At 47.4% G+C, this 24,363-nt stretch carries 20 protein-coding genes and 1 tRNA gene; 15 read left to right on the top strand and 6 right to left on the bottom strand.

Translation table 11 applies throughout. The features are described 5' to 3' along the window. The first annotated feature begins 138 nt into the window (after positions 1–138). Positions 139–1,092: a hypothetical protein gene (locus tag DFR28_RS06705; protein WP_147250945.1), complete on the top strand. Its 954-nt coding sequence runs from the start codon at positions 139–141 to the stop codon at positions 1,090–1,092. A 782-nt stretch (positions 1,093–1,874) separates the two neighbouring features. Next, positions 1,875–2,474 carry a hypothetical protein gene (locus tag DFR28_RS06695; protein ID WP_113953574.1) on the top strand — a complete coding sequence of 200 codons (600 nt, stop codon included), beginning with the start codon at positions 1,875–1,877 and terminating at the stop codon, positions 2,472–2,474. 366 nt (positions 2,475–2,840) lie between these two features. On the opposite strand, the gene DFR28_RS06690 is transcribed toward DFR28_RS06695, so the two are convergent. From DFR28_RS06690 to DFR28_RS06680, 3 genes are read right to left on the bottom strand one after another with little or no spacing between them, the layout of a single operon-like run. Next, positions 2,841–3,587: an ABC transporter ATP-binding protein gene (locus DFR28_RS06690; RefSeq protein ID WP_113953573.1), complete on the bottom strand. Its 747-nt coding sequence runs from the start codon at positions 3,585–3,587 to the stop codon at positions 2,841–2,843. Then, positions 3,580–4,782 carry an ABC transporter permease gene (locus tag DFR28_RS06685; RefSeq protein ID WP_113953572.1) on the bottom strand — a complete coding sequence of 401 codons (1,203 nt, stop codon included), beginning with the start codon at positions 4,780–4,782 and terminating at the stop codon, positions 3,580–3,582. The genes DFR28_RS06690 and DFR28_RS06685 overlap by 8 nt, the downstream gene beginning before the upstream one ends. Before the next feature lie 5 nt (positions 4,783–4,787). Next, entirely contained in the window at positions 4,788–6,017 is a 1,230-nt protein-coding gene (locus tag DFR28_RS06680; protein WP_113953571.1) for an efflux RND transporter periplasmic adaptor subunit, read from the bottom strand. 893 nt (positions 6,018–6,910) lie between these two features. On the opposite strand from DFR28_RS06680, the gene DFR28_RS06675 reads away from it, so the two are divergent. The 5 genes from DFR28_RS06675 to DFR28_RS06655 all read left to right on the top strand — a co-directional run bounded on the left by DFR28_RS06675 (position 6,911) and on the right by DFR28_RS06655 (position 11,567). Next, positions 6,911–6,985, top strand: a tRNA-Gly gene (locus DFR28_RS06675). A gap of 391 nt (positions 6,986–7,376) precedes the next feature. Beyond that, on the top strand, positions 7,377–8,117 hold the full coding sequence (locus tag DFR28_RS06670; RefSeq protein WP_147250944.1) for a DUF3348 family protein: 741 nt from the start codon (positions 7,377–7,379) through the stop codon (positions 8,115–8,117). After that, complete coding sequence (locus DFR28_RS06665; protein ID WP_113953569.1) at positions 8,117–10,006, top strand: hypothetical protein; 1,890 nt, start codon at positions 8,117–8,119, stop codon at positions 10,004–10,006. Before DFR28_RS06670 ends, DFR28_RS06665 begins: the two co-directional genes overlap by 1 nt. Then, positions 10,006–10,680: an OmpA family protein gene (locus tag DFR28_RS06660; RefSeq protein WP_113953568.1), complete on the top strand. Its 675-nt coding sequence runs from the start codon at positions 10,006–10,008 to the stop codon at positions 10,678–10,680. The genes DFR28_RS06665 and DFR28_RS06660 overlap by 1 nt, the downstream gene beginning before the upstream one ends. Continuing rightward, the gene (locus tag DFR28_RS06655; RefSeq protein WP_113953567.1) at positions 10,677–11,567 is read left to right on the top strand and encodes a DUF2894 domain-containing protein; all 891 of its coding nucleotides are present in this window, start codon (positions 10,677–10,679) and stop codon (positions 11,565–11,567) included. Before DFR28_RS06660 ends, DFR28_RS06655 begins: the two co-directional genes overlap by 4 nt. 111 nt (positions 11,568–11,678) lie before the next feature. Here DFR28_RS06655 and DFR28_RS06650 read toward each other — a convergent pair whose 3' ends face one another. Further along, positions 11,679–12,689: an AraC family transcriptional regulator gene (locus tag DFR28_RS06650; protein ID WP_113953566.1), complete on the bottom strand. Its 1,011-nt coding sequence runs from the start codon at positions 12,687–12,689 to the stop codon at positions 11,679–11,681. Between the two features lie 137 nt (positions 12,690–12,826). Here DFR28_RS06650 and DFR28_RS06645 point away from each other — a divergent pair, with 137 nt between their 5' ends. The 6 genes from DFR28_RS06645 (at position 12,827) to DFR28_RS06620 (ending at position 19,630) form a co-directional block, all read left to right on the top strand. Further along, entirely contained in the window at positions 12,827–14,953 is a 2,127-nt protein-coding gene (locus DFR28_RS06645; RefSeq protein WP_113953565.1) for a TonB-dependent receptor domain-containing protein, read from the top strand. A gap of 71 nt (positions 14,954–15,024) precedes the next feature. Beyond that, on the top strand, positions 15,025–16,158 hold the full coding sequence (locus tag DFR28_RS06640; RefSeq protein ID WP_113953564.1) for an ABC transporter substrate-binding protein: 1,134 nt from the start codon (positions 15,025–15,027) through the stop codon (positions 16,156–16,158). Positions 16,159–16,164: 6 nt separating this feature from the next. Next, positions 16,165–16,455 (top strand): DUF2218 domain-containing protein, encoded by a 291-nt coding sequence (locus DFR28_RS06635; protein WP_113953563.1) that lies wholly within the window; start codon positions 16,165–16,167, stop codon positions 16,453–16,455. Further along, a complete protein-coding gene (locus DFR28_RS06630) occupies positions 16,452–17,498 on the top strand; it encodes a FecCD family ABC transporter permease (RefSeq protein ID WP_113953562.1) in 1,047 nt (348 codons plus the stop codon). The genes DFR28_RS06635 and DFR28_RS06630 overlap by 4 nt, the downstream gene beginning before the upstream one ends. Next, positions 17,495–18,322 (top strand): ABC transporter ATP-binding protein, encoded by an 828-nt coding sequence (locus tag DFR28_RS06625; protein ID WP_113953561.1) that lies wholly within the window; start codon positions 17,495–17,497, stop codon positions 18,320–18,322. Before DFR28_RS06630 ends, DFR28_RS06625 begins: the two co-directional genes overlap by 4 nt. A gap of 156 nt (positions 18,323–18,478) precedes the next feature. Next, positions 18,479–19,630 carry a glycosyl hydrolase family 28-related protein gene (locus DFR28_RS06620; protein ID WP_113953560.1) on the top strand — a complete coding sequence of 384 codons (1,152 nt, stop codon included), beginning with the start codon at positions 18,479–18,481 and terminating at the stop codon, positions 19,628–19,630. Positions 19,631–19,798: 168 nt separating this feature from the next. Here DFR28_RS06620 and DFR28_RS06615 read toward each other — a convergent pair whose 3' ends face one another. Together DFR28_RS06615 and DFR28_RS06610 are read right to left on the bottom strand one after the other, a co-directional pair. Then, positions 19,799–21,052: an acetyl-CoA acetyltransferase gene (locus DFR28_RS06615; protein WP_113953559.1), complete on the bottom strand. Its 1,254-nt coding sequence runs from the start codon at positions 21,050–21,052 to the stop codon at positions 19,799–19,801. A gap of 32 nt (positions 21,053–21,084) precedes the next feature. Continuing rightward, positions 21,085–22,572, bottom strand: a complete 1,488-nt coding sequence (locus DFR28_RS06610) for a carotenoid oxygenase family protein (RefSeq protein ID WP_113953558.1) — start codon at positions 22,570–22,572, stop codon at positions 21,085–21,087. 175 nt (positions 22,573–22,747) lie between these two features. On the opposite strand from DFR28_RS06610, the gene DFR28_RS06605 reads away from it, so the two are divergent. Next, entirely contained in the window at positions 22,748–23,686 is a 939-nt protein-coding gene (locus tag DFR28_RS06605; RefSeq protein ID WP_113953557.1) for a winged helix-turn-helix transcriptional regulator, read from the top strand. 148 nt (positions 23,687–23,834) lie between these two features. Beyond that, a complete protein-coding gene (locus DFR28_RS06600; RefSeq protein ID WP_147250943.1) occupies positions 23,835–24,344 on the top strand; it encodes a hypothetical protein in 510 nt (169 codons plus the stop codon). Positions 24,345–24,363: the final 19 nt, after the last annotated feature.

Raw genomic sequence — 24,363 nt, 5'->3', positions numbered from 1 at the left:
AGTCATTCCGTAACTCCAGTTTGTTTCCTTGTGTGACTAGAGTGACATTTTGGAAGGTGCTTTTCAAGTGTTACTATGCCTGTCCCTATTAGTCTTCACTGACCCCTTTTATTTATATTTCCTTTTTTGGTGACAATTGTGATTTTTGATGCGTTAGACGACAATGCATGGGTACCCGACCATGAAGAATGGGAAGAGTACAACCGTAATAATTTAGAGCAACGCAAACAAGAGTGGAAGAACATTACTCCAATCTTAAAGCAGTTTGCCTTTATGACTAGTGTAAAGACTGGTTACTTAACGGTTCATAAATCTCTGTTCTTTAAAGGTCGCCTTCCAAGCGAATATAAAGTAGAAATTTCTAAGAAAAAAAACCCATGTATAGAAGCAGGTGACAAACTCTTTTATTGTTTTCCGCTATTTTACTTATGGTATCACCCAATGCTTAACGAGCAAGTTATCGAAAATCTCTTTGAGAAGCTAACTACTGATCCATTTGTCTACAGGCGCCCGGACTATATATCGGCTGAGGGAATTTCTTCTATGCTCCGAAGCTTTTTCAGAGTCCAAAATGAATATGACGCATTTAAGGACTATGGAATGATGGGCGGGCGTGAGGAAATTCTGGCGCCGTATTTTTTGTTAGGGTCTAAAAATGGCACTGTTGAGAATTCGTTTAGAACTGGGTGGTTCAATCCGTCTCTCAAGACTCTCTTATCGGGAATGTTCCCAGGGACTTGGGTCTTACAGGGAAAGTATGAGGATAAAAAACTTGGTCAAGTTTACAGTGTAAATCCGTATGGGACCGGCCAATATGTTTGGGCAAAAGTATCAAAATATATTGAGCGTCACTTCAACGATGAAATTCATCAGGCTGGAGATGATAGAAAGTATGATGTTAAATTGAAATTTATCGATGACGTTATTGAACGGGTCCTTTTCTTTGACGAGCACCCTAAAACAGTTAAAGAAGACCCATTCGCCATCGCCTGTAGAGATCGTTTGTTGTCACAATATAGGAATAATGAACTCGCGGATTGGCTGTCTGAGCGCTTTGTCAAAAGAGATAAACTCGGTCTGGAGGTGAGTTGATGGAATGTTCTCTGTTTATCGCCGTTAAGGTACCCACCGCCCAACACCTAAAAAGTGCGCGTTGGAAAAAAACAACAGGGACAGGCATGTTTAAGAGGAATCTTAACCCTATGTTTCCTAAACTGAATTCAAATAGAAACAAGGTGTTTGTAGCTAAAAATTCTGCATTTTCTGTACTAAAACTCGATAAATCTAGCGTTTTGAAACGTCTAGGCGAGCGCCATTCTCGCCGCCGGCGATTGGGTTGGTAGGGGACTCTGTTAACGAATTAAAGCAGTGAATTTGTGGCGGGTATACGTTGATAGTGCCGATCTGAGTAAACTTGCCTTACCATGATCTCAGACCCAACCCATTGACTGGACTGTTGTTGGTAATCTCCCTTAAAAATGACTGAGTTCAAAAGCAGAATATTCTTGTAATCTCCACGCAGGAGATTCTGCATGTGAATAGACTTACAACTGTTTAGGTCGGACATATACCCTAATCAGGGGATTCATTCATGTCAGAGAGCTGGGTATTATTTGTCGCTTACTAGAGGGCGTAACTAATATCTGATGTGGTCGAACGAAATAGCGTGCAACTTTTGTCTGTTGGCTTCGACAACCAGGTTCGTTCATTTTCTGCTCACCAATATTTAGCTGATATAACACGCTCAATTAACCATAACTTTTACTAGCTTTGAACGCATAGTAGACCTTAGCGAAACACTGACAATGATTAAAAAATTAGCATCTCTCGTTGTATGTAGTTTATTACTAGCCTCGTGCAGTCAAGCAAACACAATGGACAGCGAACTTTCTGCTGAGCAAATCAGCAAGATGTCTTCGCGGGACTTCGACGCCAAAGTGACAATCAATATCCACGATGGTGATTTAAAAGGCGAGTATGTGTTTGAACGCAACCCTGAAGTTAACAGAGAAATGTTTTCTATTAGTGTTGAGCGCGGTCCAGGGTATAAAGATGACGTCACAAAGCAGGGTGCTATTGGGATACACATGCTGCAGCAAACAGACGGGCCGTTTGAACTTAAACTGCTGTCAAAGGAGTTTATTGGCATGATTAAGGTAGGTAATTACCCAGCGCGGGAAATGAAAGGCAAACAAAAAGACCGACTAATATTCACTAATAAGGACTCGAGTACCAGTTGGGTTAAGGCTGATGGAGCCCTCCAAACACTCAATGACGTTGAGTTTACGTATGTTGGCGAGTGGCTTGACATAAAAGGCAAAAACGAGGCTAGACGCGTAGAAGGAACGTATACAGATGACGTAACTTTCGAGTACTACGATCGCGCAAAGCTACTCGCTACCGAAACAGTATCGGTTACGGTAAATTTTAGTGGTGTGCAAGGATACAACGCGCTCATGAGTGACCATAAATAACTCGTGTAAAGACCGTCAGGAAGCGGTGTTTTGGCTGTTGTGTTTTATCCAACCTTTTGGCTGTAGTAGCTATTGCTGCTTCTCTCGTTTTATTTTTGGTTAATGCCTCTCCATAGGAAGGAAGTCGGGAAGCCGTTGAGCTGACAGCGAGTCAGGAGTCTGAAAGCTATTAATTAATTAAGATATCGAATGATGACCGGGTCGGCAATTGTGGATAGTGGAACCTATGTTTTAGTGCCGAAACAGGCTTGAGTTTCAGACCTGAAATAACCGAAGTGCTAACGTAAAGTTACCAAGCTATTCTATTGGCGCGATTGGCTTATTCGTATCTGAGGTCATGCGAAGCAGGGCACTTGGACCTAAATTCTAACCAGAGGGCGAAACGGGCGTCGTGGCACTCCCTGTGTCGCTAGCAATACTGCCGTCAGCGAGTGATATCGTGCGGTCACATTGGTCAGAAAGATCAGCATCGTGCGTTACCATTAATACCGCACAACCAAACGTCTGATTGAAGGTGCGGAACAGGTCAAATACTTCGGCTGCGCTCTTGCTGTCGAGGTTGCCGGTGGGTTCGTCAGCCAGCAACAATGCAGGACGAGTCACCAGCGCACGCGCGACGGCGACACGCTGCTGCTGGCCACCTGATAATTGGTCGGGCTTGCGTTTAGCGTAGTCGGCGAGACCAACTTCACTGAGCAGGCTGTGTCCAAGATCGAGTTGTTCAGCGCTTGGTTTCCCCGTTGCAATCATTAATGGCATCAGCACGTTTTCCAGCGCGGTGAAGGCCTGAATGAGGTGGTGGAACTGGAATACAAAGCCAATGGTGTGCCCGCGCAGGGCGGTGCGCCGACTATCGCTAATAGCTCGAGTAGGCTCTCCTAATAGTTCGATTTCCCCAGCAGTTGGTGTATCAAGTAGGCCAATTAGATTGAGTAAAGTGCTTTTACCCGAGCCAGAGGTGCCAACCAAGGCCGCGAAATCGCGGCGCTGTAGAGTTAAATCAATGCCGTGTAGCACCTCAATCTCGGTGGGCAGGCCAACGTTATAACTCTTTCTAACGTCATGTAGGCGCAGCACTTCTTGAAGTGGATCTTGGCTGCCAGTTTCATACATGTCGCATTGCCTCCACGGGGTCAAGATGCGCGGCGCGGCGAGCCGGAATTGAGGCCGAAATTATACCAGTGAGGGTTGCGAGTAGCGTCGCCGTTAGTAGCAAATTAGGGTCGACCGGAATAAAGAATAGCCGCGGCCCAAAGGTGTTGAAGACCCAAACCAATACGCAACCGCTGACTGCGCCTAACAGCGAGCCAAACAGGCCAAACAGCGCACCTTGAATGAGGAAAACTCGCAGCATCTGTGAACGTCTGATTCCAATAGCGCGTAATATTCCAATCTCTCGGGTACGCTGCACCACGCTGACCGAAAGTACACTGGCAATGCCTAAGGCCACGCTTAAGGCTACGAACACACTTATCATGTTGGTTGATAGACTCTGGCTTTGCAAGGCGTTCAATAGCTGCGCATTACTTTCCATCCAGCTTTCTACTTTTTGGTTGGTCAGTCGACGTATGCGCGTGGCGGTAATGTCAGCGCGAAAGATATCGGTCACGGTCATGTCGATCACCGTAGCTGCGCCAGGTAGATTGAGCAGTGATTGTGCCTGACTCATATCAAGGTAGACGTAGCGCGCATCGATTTCGCGCACACCTAACTCAAAAATACCGGCAATATTGAGCACGCTGTCGCCGCCTTGCCCAGTCTGTAAACGCAGCTTGTCACCGACGCTAATGCCGAGTTCGATGGCCAACTGCTTACCAATCGCGGCTTGACCAGCACCGACATCGAAAACACCGGCTATGATGTCTTCACTGACCGGCAAGATCTTTTGGTATCGCTCATCATTAATTCCAATCAGCACCACAGATTGCAACGCTTCACCTCGGCGCGCAAACGCTGGCCCTGAAATTACCGGTGAAACCGCTGTGATCGTCGGTAACGTATCTAACACATCAACCAGCTGCAGCCAGTTATTGATTGAGCGTAGTCGTTGTGCCCGTTTACTCTCTAGTACCAGTTGCACGCTGTTGTCAGCTGGTGGAAAAATTCGGTTTACCTCATCGGGAGCTGACAGTTTTATGTGCGGCTGAGTACCTAGAGTGCGGTCGATGATGTTGTTTTGCAGCCCAGTAATCAGCGCGGTAATAAACACGATAACAGCAACGCCAACTCCAATTCCGATCAGAATTAATGCGCTTTGCGTGCGACCTTCACGTAGAAACTTGGTGGCAATGGCCCATTCTGTCCACATAACCGTTAGTCAAATTTAACTGGTGTTTCACGCGCGGTAGCGGTGTCGGTCGAGTCGTTCGGTAGCGCCTCTTCAACTGCTCGTGCTCGACTGCCATCAACCAATGACGCGTCGGCGTTAGCGAGGATTAGGTCGCCATTTTCCAAACCGTTGGTGATTTCTGTTAACGCGAGTCCACGCAAGCCAAGTGTCACTTGCGTTCGTTGAATGCGGCCGTCATGGACTCTCCATACCTGCGCTTGCCCGCCAGCAACATTGTCGAGCGCATCGTTGGGGGCGACTAGTGCTTGCTCACGTCGGCCAGTTTCGATATTTACTGATACCGTCATGTCCTGACGTAGAAAGTCGGGGACCGGGTCGAGTTGCAAGCGAATATCCACACTGCCACGTTGAGGGTCGACCGCCGGTGCAATAAAGCTAACTGTGGCCGGGAAGGGCTGATCTGGATACGCATCGGTCACACAAAGTGCCGGTTGACCAAGGCTTAATACGGCTAGATTCCGCTCATCCACCGGCACAATCAATTCGGTTTGGCCGTCACGAGCAATCTCAAAAAGGACACGGCCTGGTTGCACCACATCGCCAGGCTCGGCATTGCGTGTGAGCACGGTGCCGCTCACCAATGCCCGCACCATGGTTTTATCGAGAGCTGCCTGCGCCATCGCAAGGCGATTGCTCGCGGCAACATCGGCAGGATTACCAGCTGCCAACGCATCGGCTGCCAGCTTGGCTTGCTCAAGCGCTGCGCGTGCAGCTGTTTTTTGTTCGATAGCCTGTTCCATGGTTTCGCGGGAAATTGCTTTGCGTTGCAGCAGATCTTGCCTACGTGTTGCTTCTCGATTGGCTTGATCGAACCGTGCTTGCGCGCGGTTCAATGCCGCATCAGCCTGGGGTTTACTGGATTCGCGAAGCTCAGCCAGTGACGCTTGTGCCTCGCCGAGGCGAGCGATTAGTTCATCAGACCGCAACGTTACCAATTTATCGCCAGCTTGGACTTGATCGCCCTCGTGAACGTGACGTTCGATGATTACGCCGGAAATCTCTGCTCCAATCTGCGCGCGTGATGCTGAGGTAACTCGGCCGGTTGCGACAACGGTCTGTGTGAGCGGTTGACTCTGGATTCGGTACGCTGACAATTCTGGGCCTTGTACTTTGTGTGTAATAAATCTTGCAGCAAACACAATTATGACCGCGAGGAAAATCAATAAAGCTAGTCTTTTGCCGGTGAGTTTCACAGGTAGTTGCCTTGAGTATGCATTGGAAGAAGTTCGCTATCTAATTGTTGCCCAGTGTGATTAAAGACAGTTCGCGAGAGCCTGCGAATGGAGGCATCTTTAGACCGTAGTTTGTATTCAACTTAAACCATTTGAAGTATGGAGATTTACTGATACACCGAATTTCTAAAAGCATCTTCATTCCATTAAGCAAACTGTTTATCTCCCACTGGAATCAACATAGCAAATTGCCCATGAAGCACAAGTGTTCTTCTGAGGGCTTAGCGAGGTTGCGAAAGCCATGACTAAATTGTGATATGTGTCACGATCACTTTTTGGCGACTCGTCACAAAGGTCTACACGCCCATTAAGCCTGAGTTTCTCAGTTATAGATTGATCCAAGTCAAAATTCGGATTCATACCTGCGGCTGATGGTCCTCAGGTTTTACTGAATACACTAAACCCATACTGGCGCAGGTGTAAATCTATAAACCCGCTTGGCCAGTGGGTTTTATTAGAGGCACTTGCCATTCGCCGTTGTATACGCAAAATTGAGTGGATTATTATCGATTTATTGTAAATTTTGACGCCGGTAATCTGTGTGATAATTGACCACCTTCACGTTAAGGAATGCTGCCAAGCTGAAGCCGCCTTGCTTAGTAACTGACGCTAATTCACCAGTTGGCTTAAGTCGAAGTGATTGAGAACGTATCGCACCGTGGTGGAGTTCGTGGAGGAGTTACTTTTGCACGCTGTACTGATATAACTAGGGATGCCAACGATTGAAAATAAGTTCAAAATAGACGTTGTTTTTTTCGTGTGTTTTCAATAGTATTCACGCCTCGTTGAGAAGCAGCCACTAATCATCTGTTTATCAGTCTGTTTCAACAACATATGCAGTATGCAAATTCTATGCGGGAATAGCTCAGTGGTAGAGCACAACCTTGCCAAGGTTGGGGTCGCGAGTTCGAATCTCGTTTCCCGCTCCAATTTGATACTGCCTAATTCACTCTAACAGTTTTAGTGGATTAGTATTTTGCTAGGCTAGGGAATGGGCTGGTAAACACTTGGAGCAGTGTAGCAACTCAAACTATTTATCCCGTAATTTATCCAAAACTATTATCACGCCAAACGGTCGTTGTAGCTACGCGGGTAAACGCGTTACGCGCACTGCTCTAAACGGTTTATATCGAATGCCTATTTAGGAATTGATGACTAAACCCGTCTTCCAAGACAGTTGCCTACTAAATTGCTGGTTCGTTAGCCTTTACGCTGAATATGAAACTTGATTCTTGCTGTTTGTGGTGGATAATGGCGCTTTGAAAAATTAGGGCGCGCGCAAGCGTGTTTGTTTGCTTTATCCAATCGATAACATCCCCATTGTTAGATCGTTCAACGTTAGTGCACATGCTTGCCGAGCTCACAGGCAGCAAGGTGAGTGCGGTTGAACGCAACTTATCGCTACGTTTGGCTGGCTTGATTGGGTTGTCTGATTCAATCACCTTGGCAAGAGCGTTGAAGCAATTACCGGATACCTCGGCCGCACAGAATTTTGCTAATACAAGCACCATTCAGGAAGACGTGTTGGCGAGCCGTGAACGAATGTTAACGATGATTAGCCGGAGTTTTTCGCCGGATATTGAGACAATGCCGGTGCGGGTTCCAAGTGCCAATGCTGGGGTTAAGGCCGATGCCTTGTTGGTTTACCAGCCATACCAACGATTTTATATTACCCATCAGGTTGAGATGGCGGCTGGGATCCAAAGTTTACGTGAGCGAGTGCGTCAAGCTTTGGCGGCGGCCTCGCCGCAGATGCATAAACTGGCTGTGCTTGATCGAATTGTCGATGACAGCATCACAATTCAATCTCGTAAACTGTTTAGTGTAACGCCTAAGATACTGGAACGAAGTTTCGAGCAACTATTAGCAGAGCATCTGGAGCAAGATGCCTTAACTGAAGAGGCGAGCGATAGTGAGGTTAGCGAATGGCTCGCACCTGGCGGCTGGCTTGCCCGTTTTTATGACAATATGCGCGAGCTACTGTTCGCTGAATTTGATGTGCGTTTGCAGCCTGTGTTGGGATTGCTCGAAGCACTTAACGAACAAGTAACAGATACATAATGACTAGAATTCTATTTGGCACTGCCTTTTGTTTAGGGGCATTGGCGATTATTTGGATGGGCGGTATTTTTCTTGGTAGCGATACGCTTGGGTTTGGCGTAACGCTGGTAATTGGTGCGGTCTACGCGATAGGCGCATGGGAGTTGGTGCAGTTTCGTCGTGCTACCAATACGCTTAAGCTCACGCTGAGTGATGTCAATCATCCGGTTACGGACTTAGTTCAATGGCTGGCGCCGGTGCATCCGAGTTTACAAAACGCGGTGCGCAGAAGGATCGAGGGCGCAAATAACGGCTTGCCCGCGCCCGTGGTCACGCCTTATTTGGTCGGCTTGTTGGTGATGCTCGGCTTATTAGGTACATTTTTGGGCATGGTCGGTACCCTAAAGGGCGCAGTTGTTGCGCTTGAAGGCAGTAGCGAGCTCGAAGCTATACGCGCCGGTTTAGCCGCACCGATTGAAGGGCTTGGTTTGGCTTTTGGTACCTCGGTTGCTGGCGTTGCAGCGTCCGCGATGCTGGGCTTGTTATCAACCTTGAGTCGTCGTGAACGACTGCAAGCGAGTCAATCACTCGATACTAAAATTGGCCTTGAATTACGCCAGTTTTCTGGACATTACACACAACAGCTTGCATTTCAGGCCATTCAAGATCAAGCGCAGTCTCTTCCTGCGGTCGCTGAGCAGCTTAGTGCATTAGCGAATAATCTTGAACAAATGGGCGAACGTATCGGCGAACGCTTATTGGCTAATCAAGAATCGTTTCAAGGTACAGTCACTGAGCTATATGGCGAGCTTAATGAACGGGTTGATCGGGCACTAAAAACCAGCTTAGTGGAGAGCGCAGAGCTAATTAGTTCAAGTGTTATGCCGATGGCTGAAAACACCTTAGCCCAGCTTAATAAGTCGGCACTGGAAACACAGCAAACGCTAACGTCTAACAGTGAGCGGCAAATGAAGTCGTTGAACGACGCGCTAAGTGCCAGCAACGCAGAGATCCAAACAGTCTTCAAAGCTAATCTGGCACAGCATAGTAAGACAAGTGATAGCTTAGTCGAGGCAGTAAATAGCGCGATGGCGAGCGCCAGCCAGAACTTGCAATCAACTAGCCAAAGTTTGATCGAAAGCTTTAGTGACACGAGTGCGCAATGGGCTGAGCGACAGCGTGAGCAAGCCGAGCAGTTGAGTTCTACCATCAGTGTGGAGCTGCAGCGTGTGCGTGAAGAAGAGGGCACACGTGGCAATATGGCGGTCGAACGTTTGGGCGAATTGGAATCCGTGGTGGCGGGTCACCTAGCCACGTTGGGGCAGGCGTTAGAAGAGCCGATGCAGCGCTTGATTGAAACGGCGTCGCAAACACCGAAAGCCGCAGCACAGGTCATCGAGAAGTTGCGCGGTGAGATGACAAAGAACTTGGAACGCGATAACGACTTGTTAAGCGAACGAACGCGTCTAATGGAGCAGCTTGATAGTTTATCTAAGACTTTGGAGCAAAGTGCGGTTGGCCAACGCGAGGCAGTTGATGCCTTGATCGAGCGGTCGGCCGACACTTTGAGTCAAGTGGGCGAGCAGTTTGGTGAGCGTATGCAAGGCGAGTCCACCAAGTTGGCGGCGGTAGCCGAGCATTTTGCTAGCAGTAGCGCTGAAATAGCCAGTCTAGGCGATGCGTTTAACGCGGCTGTCACCTTGTTTAGTGAGTCGAATAGTCAACTTATTGAGAATCTGACGCGTATCGAAACATCACTTGAGCAATCGACATCTCGTAGCGATGAACAATTGAAATACTACGTGGCTCAGGCGCGTGAAATCATCGATCATAATGTGCTTTCGCATCAAAAAATCATCGATGCAGTGCAAGCGCAACCTACGCAAGCTGCGGTTAAAAAGGCAAGCTAGTGAACGAACTAGACGACAGCAGCTCTAACGCGCCTCCTATTTGGGCGATCTTTGGCGACTTAATGTCCGGCTTAGTCGGCGTGTTCGTGTTGCTGCTAATTTGGGCGCTGGGTTTCCAATTGGAGTTAGCGCAGTCGCTCAAGATTGAAACAGCGAAACGTCAAGTCGAAGAACAGCGACGTAAGGCGCTCGAAGAAGCGTTGGTTGACCCGTTGCGTAACGGCCGAGTCACTCTTGAAAACGGCCGCATCGCGATTAGTGGTAGCGTGTTGTTCGCAGTAAATTCGGATCAACTGCAGCCCGAAGGTCGGATTTTGCTTGCCAGCTTGATCGCGCCGTTGAAGGTTTACTTAGGCGAGCGCGATCAAATGCTGATGATCAGCGGTTACACGGATGACCGGCCGATTCGAGGTGACAACCGAAGCTTTAGCGACAACTGGGAGTTGTCTGCACAACGAGCGCTTACGGTTACTCGTGTGCTGATACAAGAAGGTATGCCAGCAAATATGGTATTCGCCGCAGCGTTCGGTGACCAAAGTCCGGTTGCTAGCAATGAAGACGAACCTGGTCGAGCCCAGAATCGACGGGTTGAAATGTCGCCGGTGCCGCGCAATTCAGCTGCGGCCGAGGTAGAGACTAAACTAGCAACGAAACCGCTTTCAAGTGTGCAATGAGTGCGTCAGCCGTAAACAAAGAGGGCCAGCAGCAGGCCGAGCAAGGTGGCGTAGGCTTTGATTCCTTGTGCATAGATGGGGCTAGTTTAGATAATCTTAATCATGACAACCTTGGTGCGCAGCTCAACACAGTGCTGGAAACCCGCGATATTGAGCACTACGACCCCGTTCGTTTTGCTTGCCTTAAGAGTCTGCTAAGACGTTTGAGTGAGCCGCGCCACACAAGCAATTCGTCACTGATTGAAAAGATAAATGCTAGATTGAGTGAATACACCGAAAATTTCGTAAAAGATCGTGAAGCCGCCGGTCTAATTGTAGAAACTATTTCCGATGCCTTTCCAGACCAGTTGCCAGCTGCTCAGGCTCTGTTTGCTAGTTGCAAGTTTACCTCGTTATCGCAATTGAGCGCGCGCTTGAGTCGTGACTCATTAACCGGTGAGGGCTTAGCCTCACTAAGTGAACTGCATTTAGAACTTACCGAGCAAGACCAAGACGAGGTTGATGACGAACAGTTGAATTCACTAGAGTACCTCTTAGAGCAACAGCAACAAGAGGCGCGTAGCTTAGTTGGCGGTTTGGCAGACAGTGTTGTGTCTACCGGTTCGGTACTGGACACTTCTACGCAACCGGTGCAATTGTCTTTGCGCTCGATGCAGGTGCATCGTGAGTCAACTAAGCGGCTTAACATTGACAACATTATTGCTCAGGCGATAGATGATGGACCAGAGAATCCGGGGCCGCATAATCCGCAAATGTTGGCAATTGAGTCACTGATTCAAATGCGAGAGTTGTCACCGAGTTACACACGTCGCTTTGCTGCTTATATAGCGACGCTGTTATGGCTTGAGAATCCTGGCGCCAAACTCGGCGATAAAAATCGTAAGTAAGCAGGCCTGATCCGGTTCTGATTTGACCAGAAAGGGCAGGGTAAGATTCTCCGAATTGAGCGGCCGTACCCGTCGCTTGGTTCGGCGCAGCTCATTTAGACGTTGTTTTTACTAGGCTTGATGTTTTTTGTCTATTTGCTCTTGGTTTGAACGGACAAAGGCCGATGGCGTCATTCCGGTTAGCTTTTTAAATGCATTGATAAAATTAGGGGTATGTTTGTAGCCCGCGATGTAAGCGGCTTCGCCGACAGTTTTACGGTTTATCAATAAAGCCACTTTGGCGTGTTCCATTTTTCTCTGCTTGATATAAGAGGAAATACATTCCCCGTAGTGACGCTGGAATTTCCTTTGTAATGTTCGTTCACTCATATTCAGAGCGCTAGCCACATCGCCAACCGTGTTATGCACTTCAAGGTGTTCATTGATCGCGGCTTTTAAACGTAGAGAGTGGTCATTTAGCAACTGCGTAGCGGCGTCGTTATGCGGTTCAATACGGTTATTTAGGTCATTCAAGCATTGCGTTAATATTTCTATTGTTAGCTGTTCAGCATGCATGACTTGCATGAAACTCATCGCTTGGTCCAATTTCAATAACCGTTTAGCTTTCTTTTGCGTCTGTTTAGTCGGCGTCCACGAAAGCACTGATGTTCGCGACAATAATGAATTGAGGTTTTTACGGTCAATACTTGATTGGCACCTAGATTCCAGCCAAGGTAACTCAACAAATATGTTGAGCTTCTCGACATATTCGCCTTTCTTCATACGGCGCTTCATTACTTCCTGCCGAGAGTTAACGATTACCGAACAGCTAGCTTCGTCATCTATCGGTTGCAAGGTGTGGCTCTGTTGCGCAAATTCAAATTCCACGATTCCAGAGAATATAAAATTAATACTCAGACCTGGCGGTAGTTCGATCGCGTTGCTGGCATCCTGCTGTTCGGTGGCATTGACCGAGTGCATCGATAAACCATTCTGAAAAGCGTGATAACGAAACTGCCCATTGAGAATGGGTTTAGACACTTCAAGACCGATAGCCTTCTCTGACGCGCCAATTGAGAGTTGCAGGGCTTCAAAATCCTTTGCATAAACATTGTCGAGTATCGCTGAGCTATTTTGTTTCATGGTGGCGGTAATTCATATCTCTTTGTCAGAAAATAATAATAAATTCTGGAACACAATTATTCGATGTAGCTTACCATTAATGAGAATGATTTGCATTTGCAACAAACACATATCGTTATCACTTTTGGAAACTAGTTATGAATTTTAATAGATTGCTCATTGTCCCAATCGGCTTGAGCGTGGGCGCACTTAATACCTCAAACGCCAAGGCGCAAACCGTATTAAATAGCGAGGCGTCGCTCAGTCGAAATACACCGGCCGAACAAGTGTTGGTATGGGGTACTCAGGTTCGAGCTTCCTCAATAGAACTCGATGAAGAGGCCATCACGATTAAACAGGCGGATCACATTAGCGACTTATTGCGGACTATTCCCGGTGTTGATGTTGGCGGGGCGCATTCATTGAATCAGCGCATTACCATTCGTAGTATGGACGATAAAGATCTTCGCATTAGCATTGATGGAGCGAATCAGAACTCGTATATGTATCACCATATGGGCAATTTGCATATCAACGCTGATATCTTGAGTTCGGTCGACGTGGAAGTTGGAACTAATTCGGTGGTTAATGGTGGCTTAGGTGGTGCCGTAAGGTTTGAAACTAAATCGGCCAAGCAACTGCTGGAATTTGACAACGCCTTTGGCGGTCGAGTGCAGCTAACCACTAGCGACAACTCTGGAGCGAGTGTGGCATTAACTGGCTACGGACAACTAAGCGATTCTCTTGATTTGGTGGTTTATCACAATAGTGTAGACCGAGATAACTATGACGTTGGTGGCGGCGAAATTTTGGATTTTTCTGGCAATGTCATACCCGGTACCGATGGTCAAGTACGTGGTCTTGAAGGCCAACTCGACGACACTTTGCTTAAGCTTGGGTTCGATATTAGCGCTAGCCAGCGCATCGAACTTGGCTATGAGAGCTATACGGATCAGGGTGATTATAGTTATCGGCCTGATATGGGGTTGGCCACAGATTTAGCAATTACTAACAGTTTAGGCGTACCGTTGTTGTGGGACACGGAGTTAAGCCGCGATACCTTAACGATGAACTACGATGTCGACTTGGATTCGCATAGCATTAAACTGGCCGTGTTTAATAGCGAAAGTGAACTAAAGCGCGACGAGACCGGCTGGGCTCAGAATGCCGCATTTTCGAGTTCTGCGGCGCTTGTTTCCGGGCGCGCTGAAAACGTTGGAGCCAATCTTTTAGTCGAATCTGAATTGGAGTCGCATTTACTGACTTATGGCGCAGAGATAATCGACTATGACACGTCTTATGCGGCCGCATACCAAGCAGGTGGTGTTGATGTGGCGGGCGAGGGCGCTAAAAATATCGCGCTATTTCTACAAGATCGCATCAGTTTGAGCAATCGATTTGCGTTAATTCCTGGCATTCGCTACAACAGCTATGACATTGATTCTGCTGTGATAAATCGCTCGTTTAGTGACACAACACTGGCGCTGGCTGGTGAGTTTCAGGCCAGTGATAATGTGATTTTCAAGTTGAGTGCTACCGAATTGTTTAAAGGCCCGGAAATAGGCGAAGTATTTACCGGAGCCGGGCTATTTGACGCTGAAAACGCCGGTATTGAAGCGGAATCTGGCGTCAATTCTGAATTTTCAATTGCGTTTCAAGACAGTATGTTTGGCGCCGATAGTTTTGGTGTTGGCGTAACCGTATTTGATACCCAGCTGGATAATTATATTTATGATTATGCGACCCAGCCGCCGTCAATTGGTGAAGGTACATGGAAAGACAATATTGGTGATATGACGATTCAAGGTCTTGAAGCCTATGTCAGCTATGAGGTTAACAATCTATCGATGTTGCTTACTTTCTCCGATGCAAAAAGCGAATTGAGCGCGTTCACACCGTATGCAGACTTGGAAAACGCTCGATTAGATAGGACCCAAGGCGACACCGTTAGTTTGAATCTCGATTATAGGTTAGAGGCCTTTAATCTTGAGTTGCATTGGGATGCGCTCGCAGTCGGTTCGGTTGCAAGCGGCGTCGATTTAGATGGTGCAACATCGGATAACGCTAAAGATGGGTTCACTGTGCACAATATTTCGGCGCGCTGGCGGCCAGAGAATTTCGACGGTTTTGAGTTAACAGTTGGAGTTGATAACCTGTTTGATGAATTTTATGCCTCGCAGTCATCACGCACTGGTTTGAGTTTTCATCCGCGTTTTGGCGAACTGTATCTACTCGACTATGAGCCTGGTCGAAATTTGAAGGCAACGCTTGCCTACCGATTTTAATCCCAAATAATTCCATTAACAAATGACTCCGCTGCCGTGAAAACGTCGGCGGAGTTTGTCGTGAGGTATCCATGAAACAAAGCATATTACTATTTTTGGCGGCTGCAACAGTGTTAGCGTCCAGTCAGGGTCTGGCAAGAATTTCAGTTGTCGACATTGCTGGCCGCACGGTCGAACTTGAAAAGCCAGCAACGCGAGTAATCTTAGGAGAAGGGCGGTTCATTTCGATTTTCAGCGTGCTGGGTATCAAGCAGCCGATTACTCGAATTGCCGGCATGATGAATGAGTTTGAGCTATACGATCCAGATACGTATAACGCGTATCGACAGGCTTACCCAGATATTGATCAAATAGAGAACTTCGGAAGAACGAGTGCCGAGAGCGTCAGTGTTGAGAAGATACTGCTGCTTAACCCAGACCTAGCAATATTTGGTTTGTCCGGCCACGGCCCAAGTGCTCAGTCTAAGCACATCACGGAGACCCTAGAGGCCGCGAATATTCCGGTGGTGTTTGTGGATTTTAGCCAAGAGCCGATTAAGCACACGGCGAATAGCGTCGAGATTATTGGTGCCTTGCTTGGTGCCTCAGATAAAGCGTTCGAATTTGCTGAACGCTACCGTAATAGCTTGGCGCTTATCGAAAAACGAGTAGCGCAAATTCCGTTAAGTGCCTATCCGTCAGTGCTATTTGAGCTCAAGGCGAATGCAAGTCAAGAATGTTGTTTGAGCGTCGGCAAGGGCATGTTTGCCGACATGGCTGAATTTGCCGGTGGACGCTCTATTGCCAGTGATTTATTAAAAGGGCCAGTGGGGCAATTAAGCTATGAGCATGTGCTAAGCACTAACTTCGATGTGTTTATTGGCACCGCTATTGGTTCAATGAGTAGAGGCTCAGATGCTGATAGTTTATTGCTGTCTGGAGCTGGTGTTAGCGTCAATGATGCACGTCAATCGCTATCAAGATTCGTGGCGGCCAGAAAATTCGCCGAACTCGATGCAGTGAAAAATAAGCGTGCTTATTCGCTGTGGCACCACTTCTATAACTCACCGCTAAACCTGTATGCCATCGAGCAAATGGCACAGTGGTTTCACCCAGAACTATTCGCGGATCTAGCACCACAAGACACACTCAAATCTATGCTGTCTGGCAGCAATCCAGTTAACCTAAACGGCGCCTATTCGGTGTCAATAGAGGAGGCTAAGTAAGCAATTATGTATCAAGCAAAGTCGAAAGTTAAGGCAGAACGAGCTGCCAAATACGTGGATATGTTAAGCCATCACTTTAGCCGTAAAGTCACGGTTGAGAAAAGTGAAGCCTGTTCTCAAGTGCAGTTCCCGATGGGACTTTGCCACATGAGCGCGGTGGATGGGGCATTAGTTTTTCGTTGCGAAGCGGACTCGAATGATGCCTTGCAAGCGGTGCAAAGCATCATTGATCGACACATTCCATTGCTCAAGCATATTAAAGATACCAAGCTCGACTGGACTCTAGAAACGCTATGATAAATGCGGTTTCAAATGCTTACCGATTGAACAATAAAAAGCGGGTTATGCTAATCACGCTTGGCTTGATTTTGCTGTTCTTATCATTTGTGAGTGACATTTACACTGGTCCCGGTGGTTTGTCTTGGTCGCAGATATTCAGTGCGGTGTTTGAGCCTGAAACCAGCGCCGGCAATATTCGCTTAATCGTTTGGGATATTCGTTTGCCAATTGCTATTACCGCAATTTTGATCGGCGCTATGTTAGCGGCAGCCGGTGCTCAGATGCAAACCTTGCTAAATAATCCGTTGGCGGACCCATTTACTTTGGGTATTTCATCTGCCGCGAGTTTTGGTGCGGCATTACCGTTGGTCTTTAATGTCAATATATTGGGAATTTCCGATGGTGTCGATTCGTCGGTCTCGGCCTTTGTGTTTGCTATTTTGACCACTGCGTTGCTGTACGTATTTACCCGTATTAAGGAGAGTTCGGCTGAAGTAATGGTGTTGGTTGGCATTGCGCTCTTGTTTGCGTTTAACGCGCTGCTGAGTATTGTTCAATACGCTGCCACTGATGCTCAATTAAGCCAGATTGTATTTTGGATGATGGGTTCACTTGGGCGCTCGAGTTGGTATTCAGTTTCGGTGTGTGGTGCTGTATTGCTGCCAATCATGTTGCTCTTTATGGTCCGTGCTTGGCCCATGACAAGTCTTCGAATGGGCGAAGAAAAAGCCCGTAGCTTAGGCGTTAACGTTAAGCGGCTGCGTATTGAGATATTGGTTGGTGTGTCTTTATTAACCGCAACCGCGGTTTCGTTTGTGGGCACCGTCGGGTTCGTTGGTTTGGTCGGCCCGCATATTGCGCGCATGTTAGTGGGCGAAGACCAGCGATTTTTTCTGCCGCTATCAATAATCGCTGGAGCGCTATTGATGTCGCTAACTTCTGTGGTGAGTAAGGCCGCAACGCCCGGCGTGATCTATCCAATTGGTATGATCACATCGCTAATTGGCATTCCATTTTTTATCAGTTTAATACTTAAAACACAAAGAAGAAGTTGGTCATGACATTTAATGTAACGTCTTTGAACTGTGATTACGGCAATCGCCATATCTTGCGAGATATTAATGTTGATAGCCTTGAGCCAGGTAGCTTTGTTGCGTTAATTGGTCCAAATGCGGCGGGTAAAAGTACTCTGTTTAAAGCGCTAGCGGGCCTGCTGCCAGTGAGCGCTAACGCTATTTTTCTAAATGATATCGAGTTGCAGGAAACGTCCAAGGCGAACTGGTTGAGTCGCGTATGTTACTTGCCACAATTGACTGGGAATACGGCTAACTTAACCGTGTTTGAAACCATCCTGCTGGCTCGTAAGAGTAATCTAAGTTGGGCGGTCAGCGATCAAGATGTAGCTGCGGCGGCCGCACTTATTAGCGAATTTCAATTAGACAACATTGCCCATAAAAATATCAACCAGCTCTCCGGTGGTCAGCAACAGCTAGCGGCAATCTGCCAAGCATTGATCCGCAATCCAGATCTGTATCTTTTGGATGAGCCCACTAGCGCGCTTGATATACATCGAGAGTTGCAAGTTCTACATGCTCTGAAGCAACAGACATGTGAGCGTGGAGTCATCACCATTGTGTCGATGCACAATTTAACTTTGGCCGCTAAGTTCGCCGATCAGCTTATTGTCCTGAATCGTGGCGAGATTAGCGCGCAAGGTGGCACTGAAGACGTGTTGATGAGCGGCGTTATCGAGTCGACCTATGGTGTTGATATTGAAGTATTGAAGTCCAAATTTGGTGAGCCTGTTATTTCAAGTCATTATCGATCTGATCAAGACTCGGTACTGGTAATTCCGAGCGCATCAGGCTCTGGAGTAGAGTGTTAGTTGATTAGCAGCCTGTTCGCAGCCCCAAGGTTGACGGGGTTTAGTTATTGAGGTGGCCGTTTGGCCCGTTGTTGATAGGCTGGTGCGCTTATAGAGTATCGTAAACCTATGTGGGCCTAGCTGGTTCATCAACCCTCCAGTCAAAATGAGTCAAAAATGCTAGGAAAATTCAAATTAACTCTTGGTTGCGCGCTGGTTATGGTGCTGGCGACTGCGTCAGTCACGGTGTTTGCACAAAATAAAGTCGTAGTCATTCCGATGTCAGGTGATGATGCAAAGCCATTGGCGAATATTGTTACTGTAGCGAAGGCTAACGGTGATTTTACTGACCCTGTGGCAGCCATGGACTCGATTAGCGACGCAAGTGCAAGCAATCCCTACCTAATTGTGATTGCGCCTGGCGTCTATCCGATTGCGTCAATCATAAACATGAAACAATATGTGGATGTGTCTGGCAGCGGTCAAAACGCAACAGTATTGCTTGGCACTGTCTCAACTACAGTCCGTAATGAATCGGCGGTCTTTAATGGTAACCGTAATAGCGGTGTTCGGAGCTTAACTATCCGTCATTCCAGTACAAGCGGCAACAATGCCCTAGGATTTTACCTATCAAGCGATGACGGCATACTGATCGACGACGTAAGAATCGAAATTGATGGGCCTGGGAGTAACTACGGTATCTATGCCAATTCCTCAGATTTTAGTTTGTCGAACAGCACCATCGAGCTTAGCGATGGCAACGATGTTAATGGCGTTTATATTCTTTCCGGCGTATTCAATTCTCATAACAACTTAATTCAACTTAGCGACTGTACATTAGCGACGGGCATTTTGGTTAATACTGGCAACGCCAACATCATCGGTAATCGCATTACAATTGATGGTTGTACTTCGATTCAGGCGGGCATCCATTTCAATTCCAGCATTGATGGGGTCGTTTCTGGATCTTCGATTGATATCGATTCCAGTTCAGGAAATAAATACGGGATCTACAGCAATTCTGCCAGCAAAGGACTCTACAGCGGCCTGCGCATAGAAGTAACCGGCGCTTCTGGCTCGAATTACGGCATTTATAGTAACTCTAGCACTAATCGATCAAGAATCACGGGGGTCGATATTTTAGCAGCGAGCGCGGCTGTTCGTTCCTCTAACTCTACCAATGCGACTGCCGGACACACATTTATTTCCAATGCAGTGTTTAGAGAAGGTTTGGTTGACGGAGCCGTATCTAAACTTCATTGCTCGTTTGTGTTTGACGAATCAGCCCCGACCGCGCCCATAGAGTTGGGGGCGAACTGTGCCAATTAACTGCCTAGAGCCAGCAAAACTAATGGGTGCTTCAAGCTTTGGGGTAGATACATCCGATTCTACAAAAGAAATGACGCATCGGCTGGGTTAGCCTCTTGGCGTGTATTTGCCACACTTTGAACCAATATAAACTCTATACAAGTCAAAAATAGCGGATAGGTTTAATGCTCATGTGCCAATAATCAAGCTTGCGCAGGTGGTTGTGCTGCCGCCTAAGTTGAAGGTCATCATGGTTTGGCATTCATCGATCTGCATATCGCCGGCTTGATTGGTAGTTTGCTTGTAGCAGTCTAAGGCCATCCGCACGCCAGTAGCGCCCACCGGATGGCCAAGCCCAATTAAGCCGCCGCTGACGTTGACTGGCAGTTTTCCGTCTTTAACGAAGTACTCTTGCTCGATACTTTGCCATATTTCACCGGGGCGATTAAGGCCGGCATGGTCTAAGATCATGTATTCGGTTATGTTGAAACAGTCGTGTAATTCCAATCCGTGAATGTCATCAAGGCTGGCTAAGCCCGCACGACGCAAAGTTTGACAAAATAAGGTATTCACGTGTGGCAACAGAAATGGTGAGTTTGCGCCTGAACGGAGCTTTTCACTAAATAGCATGGGAGCGTTGATATGCCCCCAGCCCTTGATTTGTGGAATGTCCGCCAAGTTCTTGCCGTGTTTTAGCGCGTACTCTTGTGCTCGCTCTTGAGTAGCTAGAAACACAGTCGCTGCGCCATCGGTGACCTGCCCGCAGTCTAATCGTCGTATATTGCCTTCAATGACGGGGTTGGCTTGGGCTGCATCTTGGTCAGTAGCTTGATTGCTAGGCTTAAAGGCTTCATCACTGAAACTCCAATTTCTCGATTGCGCGTTAGGGTTGTGTTTGGCATTATCAAAGTTTTTCTGAGAAATGGCCGCTAGGTGATTGTTATTTATACCATATCTATTCTGGTAGGCATCAATCATGTCGCTGAACGCCCGAGGCCATACGAAATTAGCGTCCTGCCACTCCTCGCCAACCCAGGCCGCGCCCTGCAGTCGATCGAGACTATCATCAAATTTTTGACGCATCACTTCGATACCAACCACACAGGCTAATCCATAACGTTCTGACTCTAGATCAGCCATCGCGGCTAGCATCGCCATTGACCCAGAGGCACAGGCAGCCTCGTGGCGAGAGGCTGGCATGGTTTGCATTGCTGGGTCTACGTGCCCAAAAAATCCGCCGAGGTGCGATTGCCCGGTATACAACGAGCCTTCAAAATTAGCAACGTGACCAACCTCGACTTCGCTCGCATCGATGCCACTGCTCGCTAAGCCGGATTTAACGGTAGATGAAAATAAATCATAAACAGTGTTTCCGTCGCGGCTCCAATTACGTGAAAAATCTGTCTGGTAGCCGCCCAAGATATAGATTGGTTTAGTGTTCATGGCTTACCATGCTGGTTGTATAGAATTGGCTTTTATTCATCGCTGCTGGTCTCGGAGTAGGCACGTATCGACGGGCCGTCAGCCCAGGCCGCGTGTGTCCCACTGCAGATTCGATGCGGTAGTATAATTTGGCAGACTGGGCCGGCTTCAATGTCTTGTGCGTCGACCAAAATGCATTCAGAGCGGTTTTCTTTCATGTCAGTGATAAAACTGACGAGATAACCGTCATCCTCGCTGGTTGCGCCAATTCGCGGCACAAATGGAGCTTCGCTACCATAACGTTTTTTGCCAAATGGCAGGCTCCATGATTCACCGGTTTCTAAATCGTGCTTAACGATCCCCGAAAATAAAAACCAACCGGGTTTGCTCCAGGTTGAATATAGGTAACGAGACTTGACGCCAGCGTAGTGCTGGTTGAATGTGCCGAATTCTAAGATTTTATCATCTAAGTGTTTCTCGGTGACTTCGCCGGTCTTCAGATTAAAACGCCAGCGATGTAACTTGGATTTGAAAGACCGTTGGTCTAATCCTGCCATGAATTTACCGACTAGCTTAGGCAAACCTTTCATCGGCGCCGGATCGGGATTGTCTTGAAAATACCCGTCGAGCACGATTTCGTCACCGTCTTCGTAAGCATTCATCCAGTGCAGTACGTAGGTCGGGTCGGCTTCAAACCACATAACATCCTCAGCACTGCCGTACCTGGGGAATATCGCGAAACGCGTGGGTAAGGTATCGCCGTAGTAAGTGGGCACGTGTTGGTTTTTTTTGAGTTTCTCTGGATCCCAAAAGAATGGCAGATCGATCAATATTGAGTAATTTTTGGTGAACGCCATGTCGTGTGGAAGGCGCGGTCCAGGTAGGGGGATTGGTGTGTAGTGAACGAGATTATTATCTTTGTCGACGACGCCGTAGTGTTGATAGGGTGCTTTTTTCGAATAGTTAAAGAACAGCATTTCACCGGTATTTATATCGACCTTGGGATGGGCGGAAATACCTTCGGCTGGAACCCAATTTTCTGCTCCATATTGCTCTAATGTGTATGGGTCTAAGCGATATCCATCGCCGCATTGCCAGAATGTTGAAAGCACTTTTCCGGCATGTACCACCACATCGGTGGAAGATGAATCCTTTAGGTGTTCCTGTGCGCCCCAGCCTGGTCGCTTAGATTTTTTCGGGTCATTGGCGAAGCCTGTCCATATTGATTTACCGAGCTTTTGTTCTTCCTCGAAGCCTTTTGTTCGAATAAACCGGTTGCGATATTCCGCTTTTCCGTCTTTGAAAGACATTGCGTGCAGCATGCCGTCGCCGTCGAACGGATGATAATACCCGATGGGTTCATGCAGCTGATTCTCAGTATTACGTAGGTATACGCCATCAATGTCTGACGGAATGGTGCCAATCACTTCCATGTCGGTGGCGGTGTACTCGGTGTAATTTGGCTTCCATGCTCCGTTTAAATACGGGTGGATGCTACGCCTGAGAGTGTGCTTGATAGTATTTTTTTCGAGAATTTTCATGATATAGCAAGATTTAGTAACTTCGTCTATGAAACTATATGTATATTGATATTAAGTCAATCCTTCTATTGAATGGTATTAGTAATTCTCTTTATAAGACTTTTTGTGAGATTATGTTTGTTGGGCTTAGTTGGGCATATCAGTAATTATTCAGTAGCTTTGATACACTTGGCTTATGACTAATCAATTGATACTCAACGAGCCGATAGCCGCGGGCTTAGATGTAATTGGTGACCGATGGACATTGCTGATCTTGAGAGAGGCATTTTACGGTGCCACGCGTTTCGAACAGTTTTGCCATCGAGTTTCGATCAGCCGGGCCACCTTGACGCGACGCTTAAATGCATTAATCGAAAAGGAAATCTTGTATCGCGCGCCGACCAAAGCGTCTTCTAAGCGCTTCGAATACAAGTTTACGCAGCGCGGCTTGAGTTTAATGAGTTCCTCTTTACTAGCACTGCAATGGGAAGCTGATTGGCGGCAGAACAATGATCGTCAGCACAATGTTGCGCAACGCTTATATCATCGCGTTTGTGGCGAACGATTGGCTCCTAAGCCGGTTTGCCGCGCCTGCGACACGCTGGTAGCGTTCAATGATGTCAGTTGGCTAGATATGTCTGAGCAGTTGGATAATCAGCTCGATACAATTCGCGCAAGTAACGCCAAGCATCGTAAACGTGTCGTTAAGTCAGGCAAAGACGAGCCCGATACTGACCCTGGTTTGGCAAGCATGGTCGGCGATCGTTGGACGATTTTAATTCTGATTGCGTGTTTTTTCGGGGCGCGAAAATTTGACGCGTTCATTAACCAACTAAACATACCATCGAGTGTGCTTGCCGAGCGCTTAAAACTGCTGGCTGAGGCTAAGGTGTTACGCCGAGACCCATATCAAAACAATCCAGTGAGATACGAATACCACCTGACCGATAAAGGAAAATCACTTTTTCCATTTATAATGAGTTTACGGCAATGGGTTGTGGAGAACATGCTGGAAGCGTCACAGGTTAACAACCGTTTAGTACATAATCCGTGTGGAAACCCACTAACCCTAGATGTGGTGTGTGCTGGATGTGGTCAGAAACCGTGGCCGCAAGATATTGAATGGAAGCGGTAAGAGGTGGTTGTTGCTAACTAAGCGGGCAGCGAAATTGATACAGTTAATTGGATTGGACGTGATGAATCTGAATGCACGGTCGTCTGGGTAGGCATTCATAAGGCGCGCTGGTATATTACATTTATACAGAATCAGCCTTAAGCACATTATGAAACGGACTAGCTCAACTCGAAGGGAAGCACTCTTAACTATATTCGGCGCATCTACAATGGTTCCTGTGTTGCCTAAGGCGTGGAGTAAGCCGGTAATTAATAGTTTGATAACGCCAACTCATGCGCAAACAAGCTGCTCGAATTTCACTACCACAGCGGTCAATGAATCGCTTACGTTGACGGTAACCGCTACTGAGGTGCAAGGCCCCATTGTCGTGACTCGGGGAGCATCAGCAACCTTTTCTGGTAATAGTGTCTCGCGTATTGATGAGTGCCGAGGCGGGCAAGATCTGAATATTGAGATTACCTTCAGTGGTGTAATTGATAGCGCCAACAACCGCATCACCGGAGAGTTAAATATCGTTCAACTTTGTGGAACTGAGCTGGTGTGTGAGCAAATTGCCACGTTTAGTGTGACGCAAGATCCGATAGATAATGGATCAGATTTAGGCGACTACAGCGGAACGTTGATAGGCACGCAAAGTTGCTGCGATGATTTCGAGTAAATAATTGGGTATTGTCGCT

The sequence above is a fragment of the Arenicella xantha genome, assembly GCF_003315245.1.
GTDB classification, from domain to species: Bacteria; Pseudomonadota; Gammaproteobacteria; order Arenicellales; family Arenicellaceae; genus Arenicella; species Arenicella xantha.
Note: the sequence above shows the minus strand (reverse complement) of the source record. Positions and strands in the feature narration are given on the sequence as shown.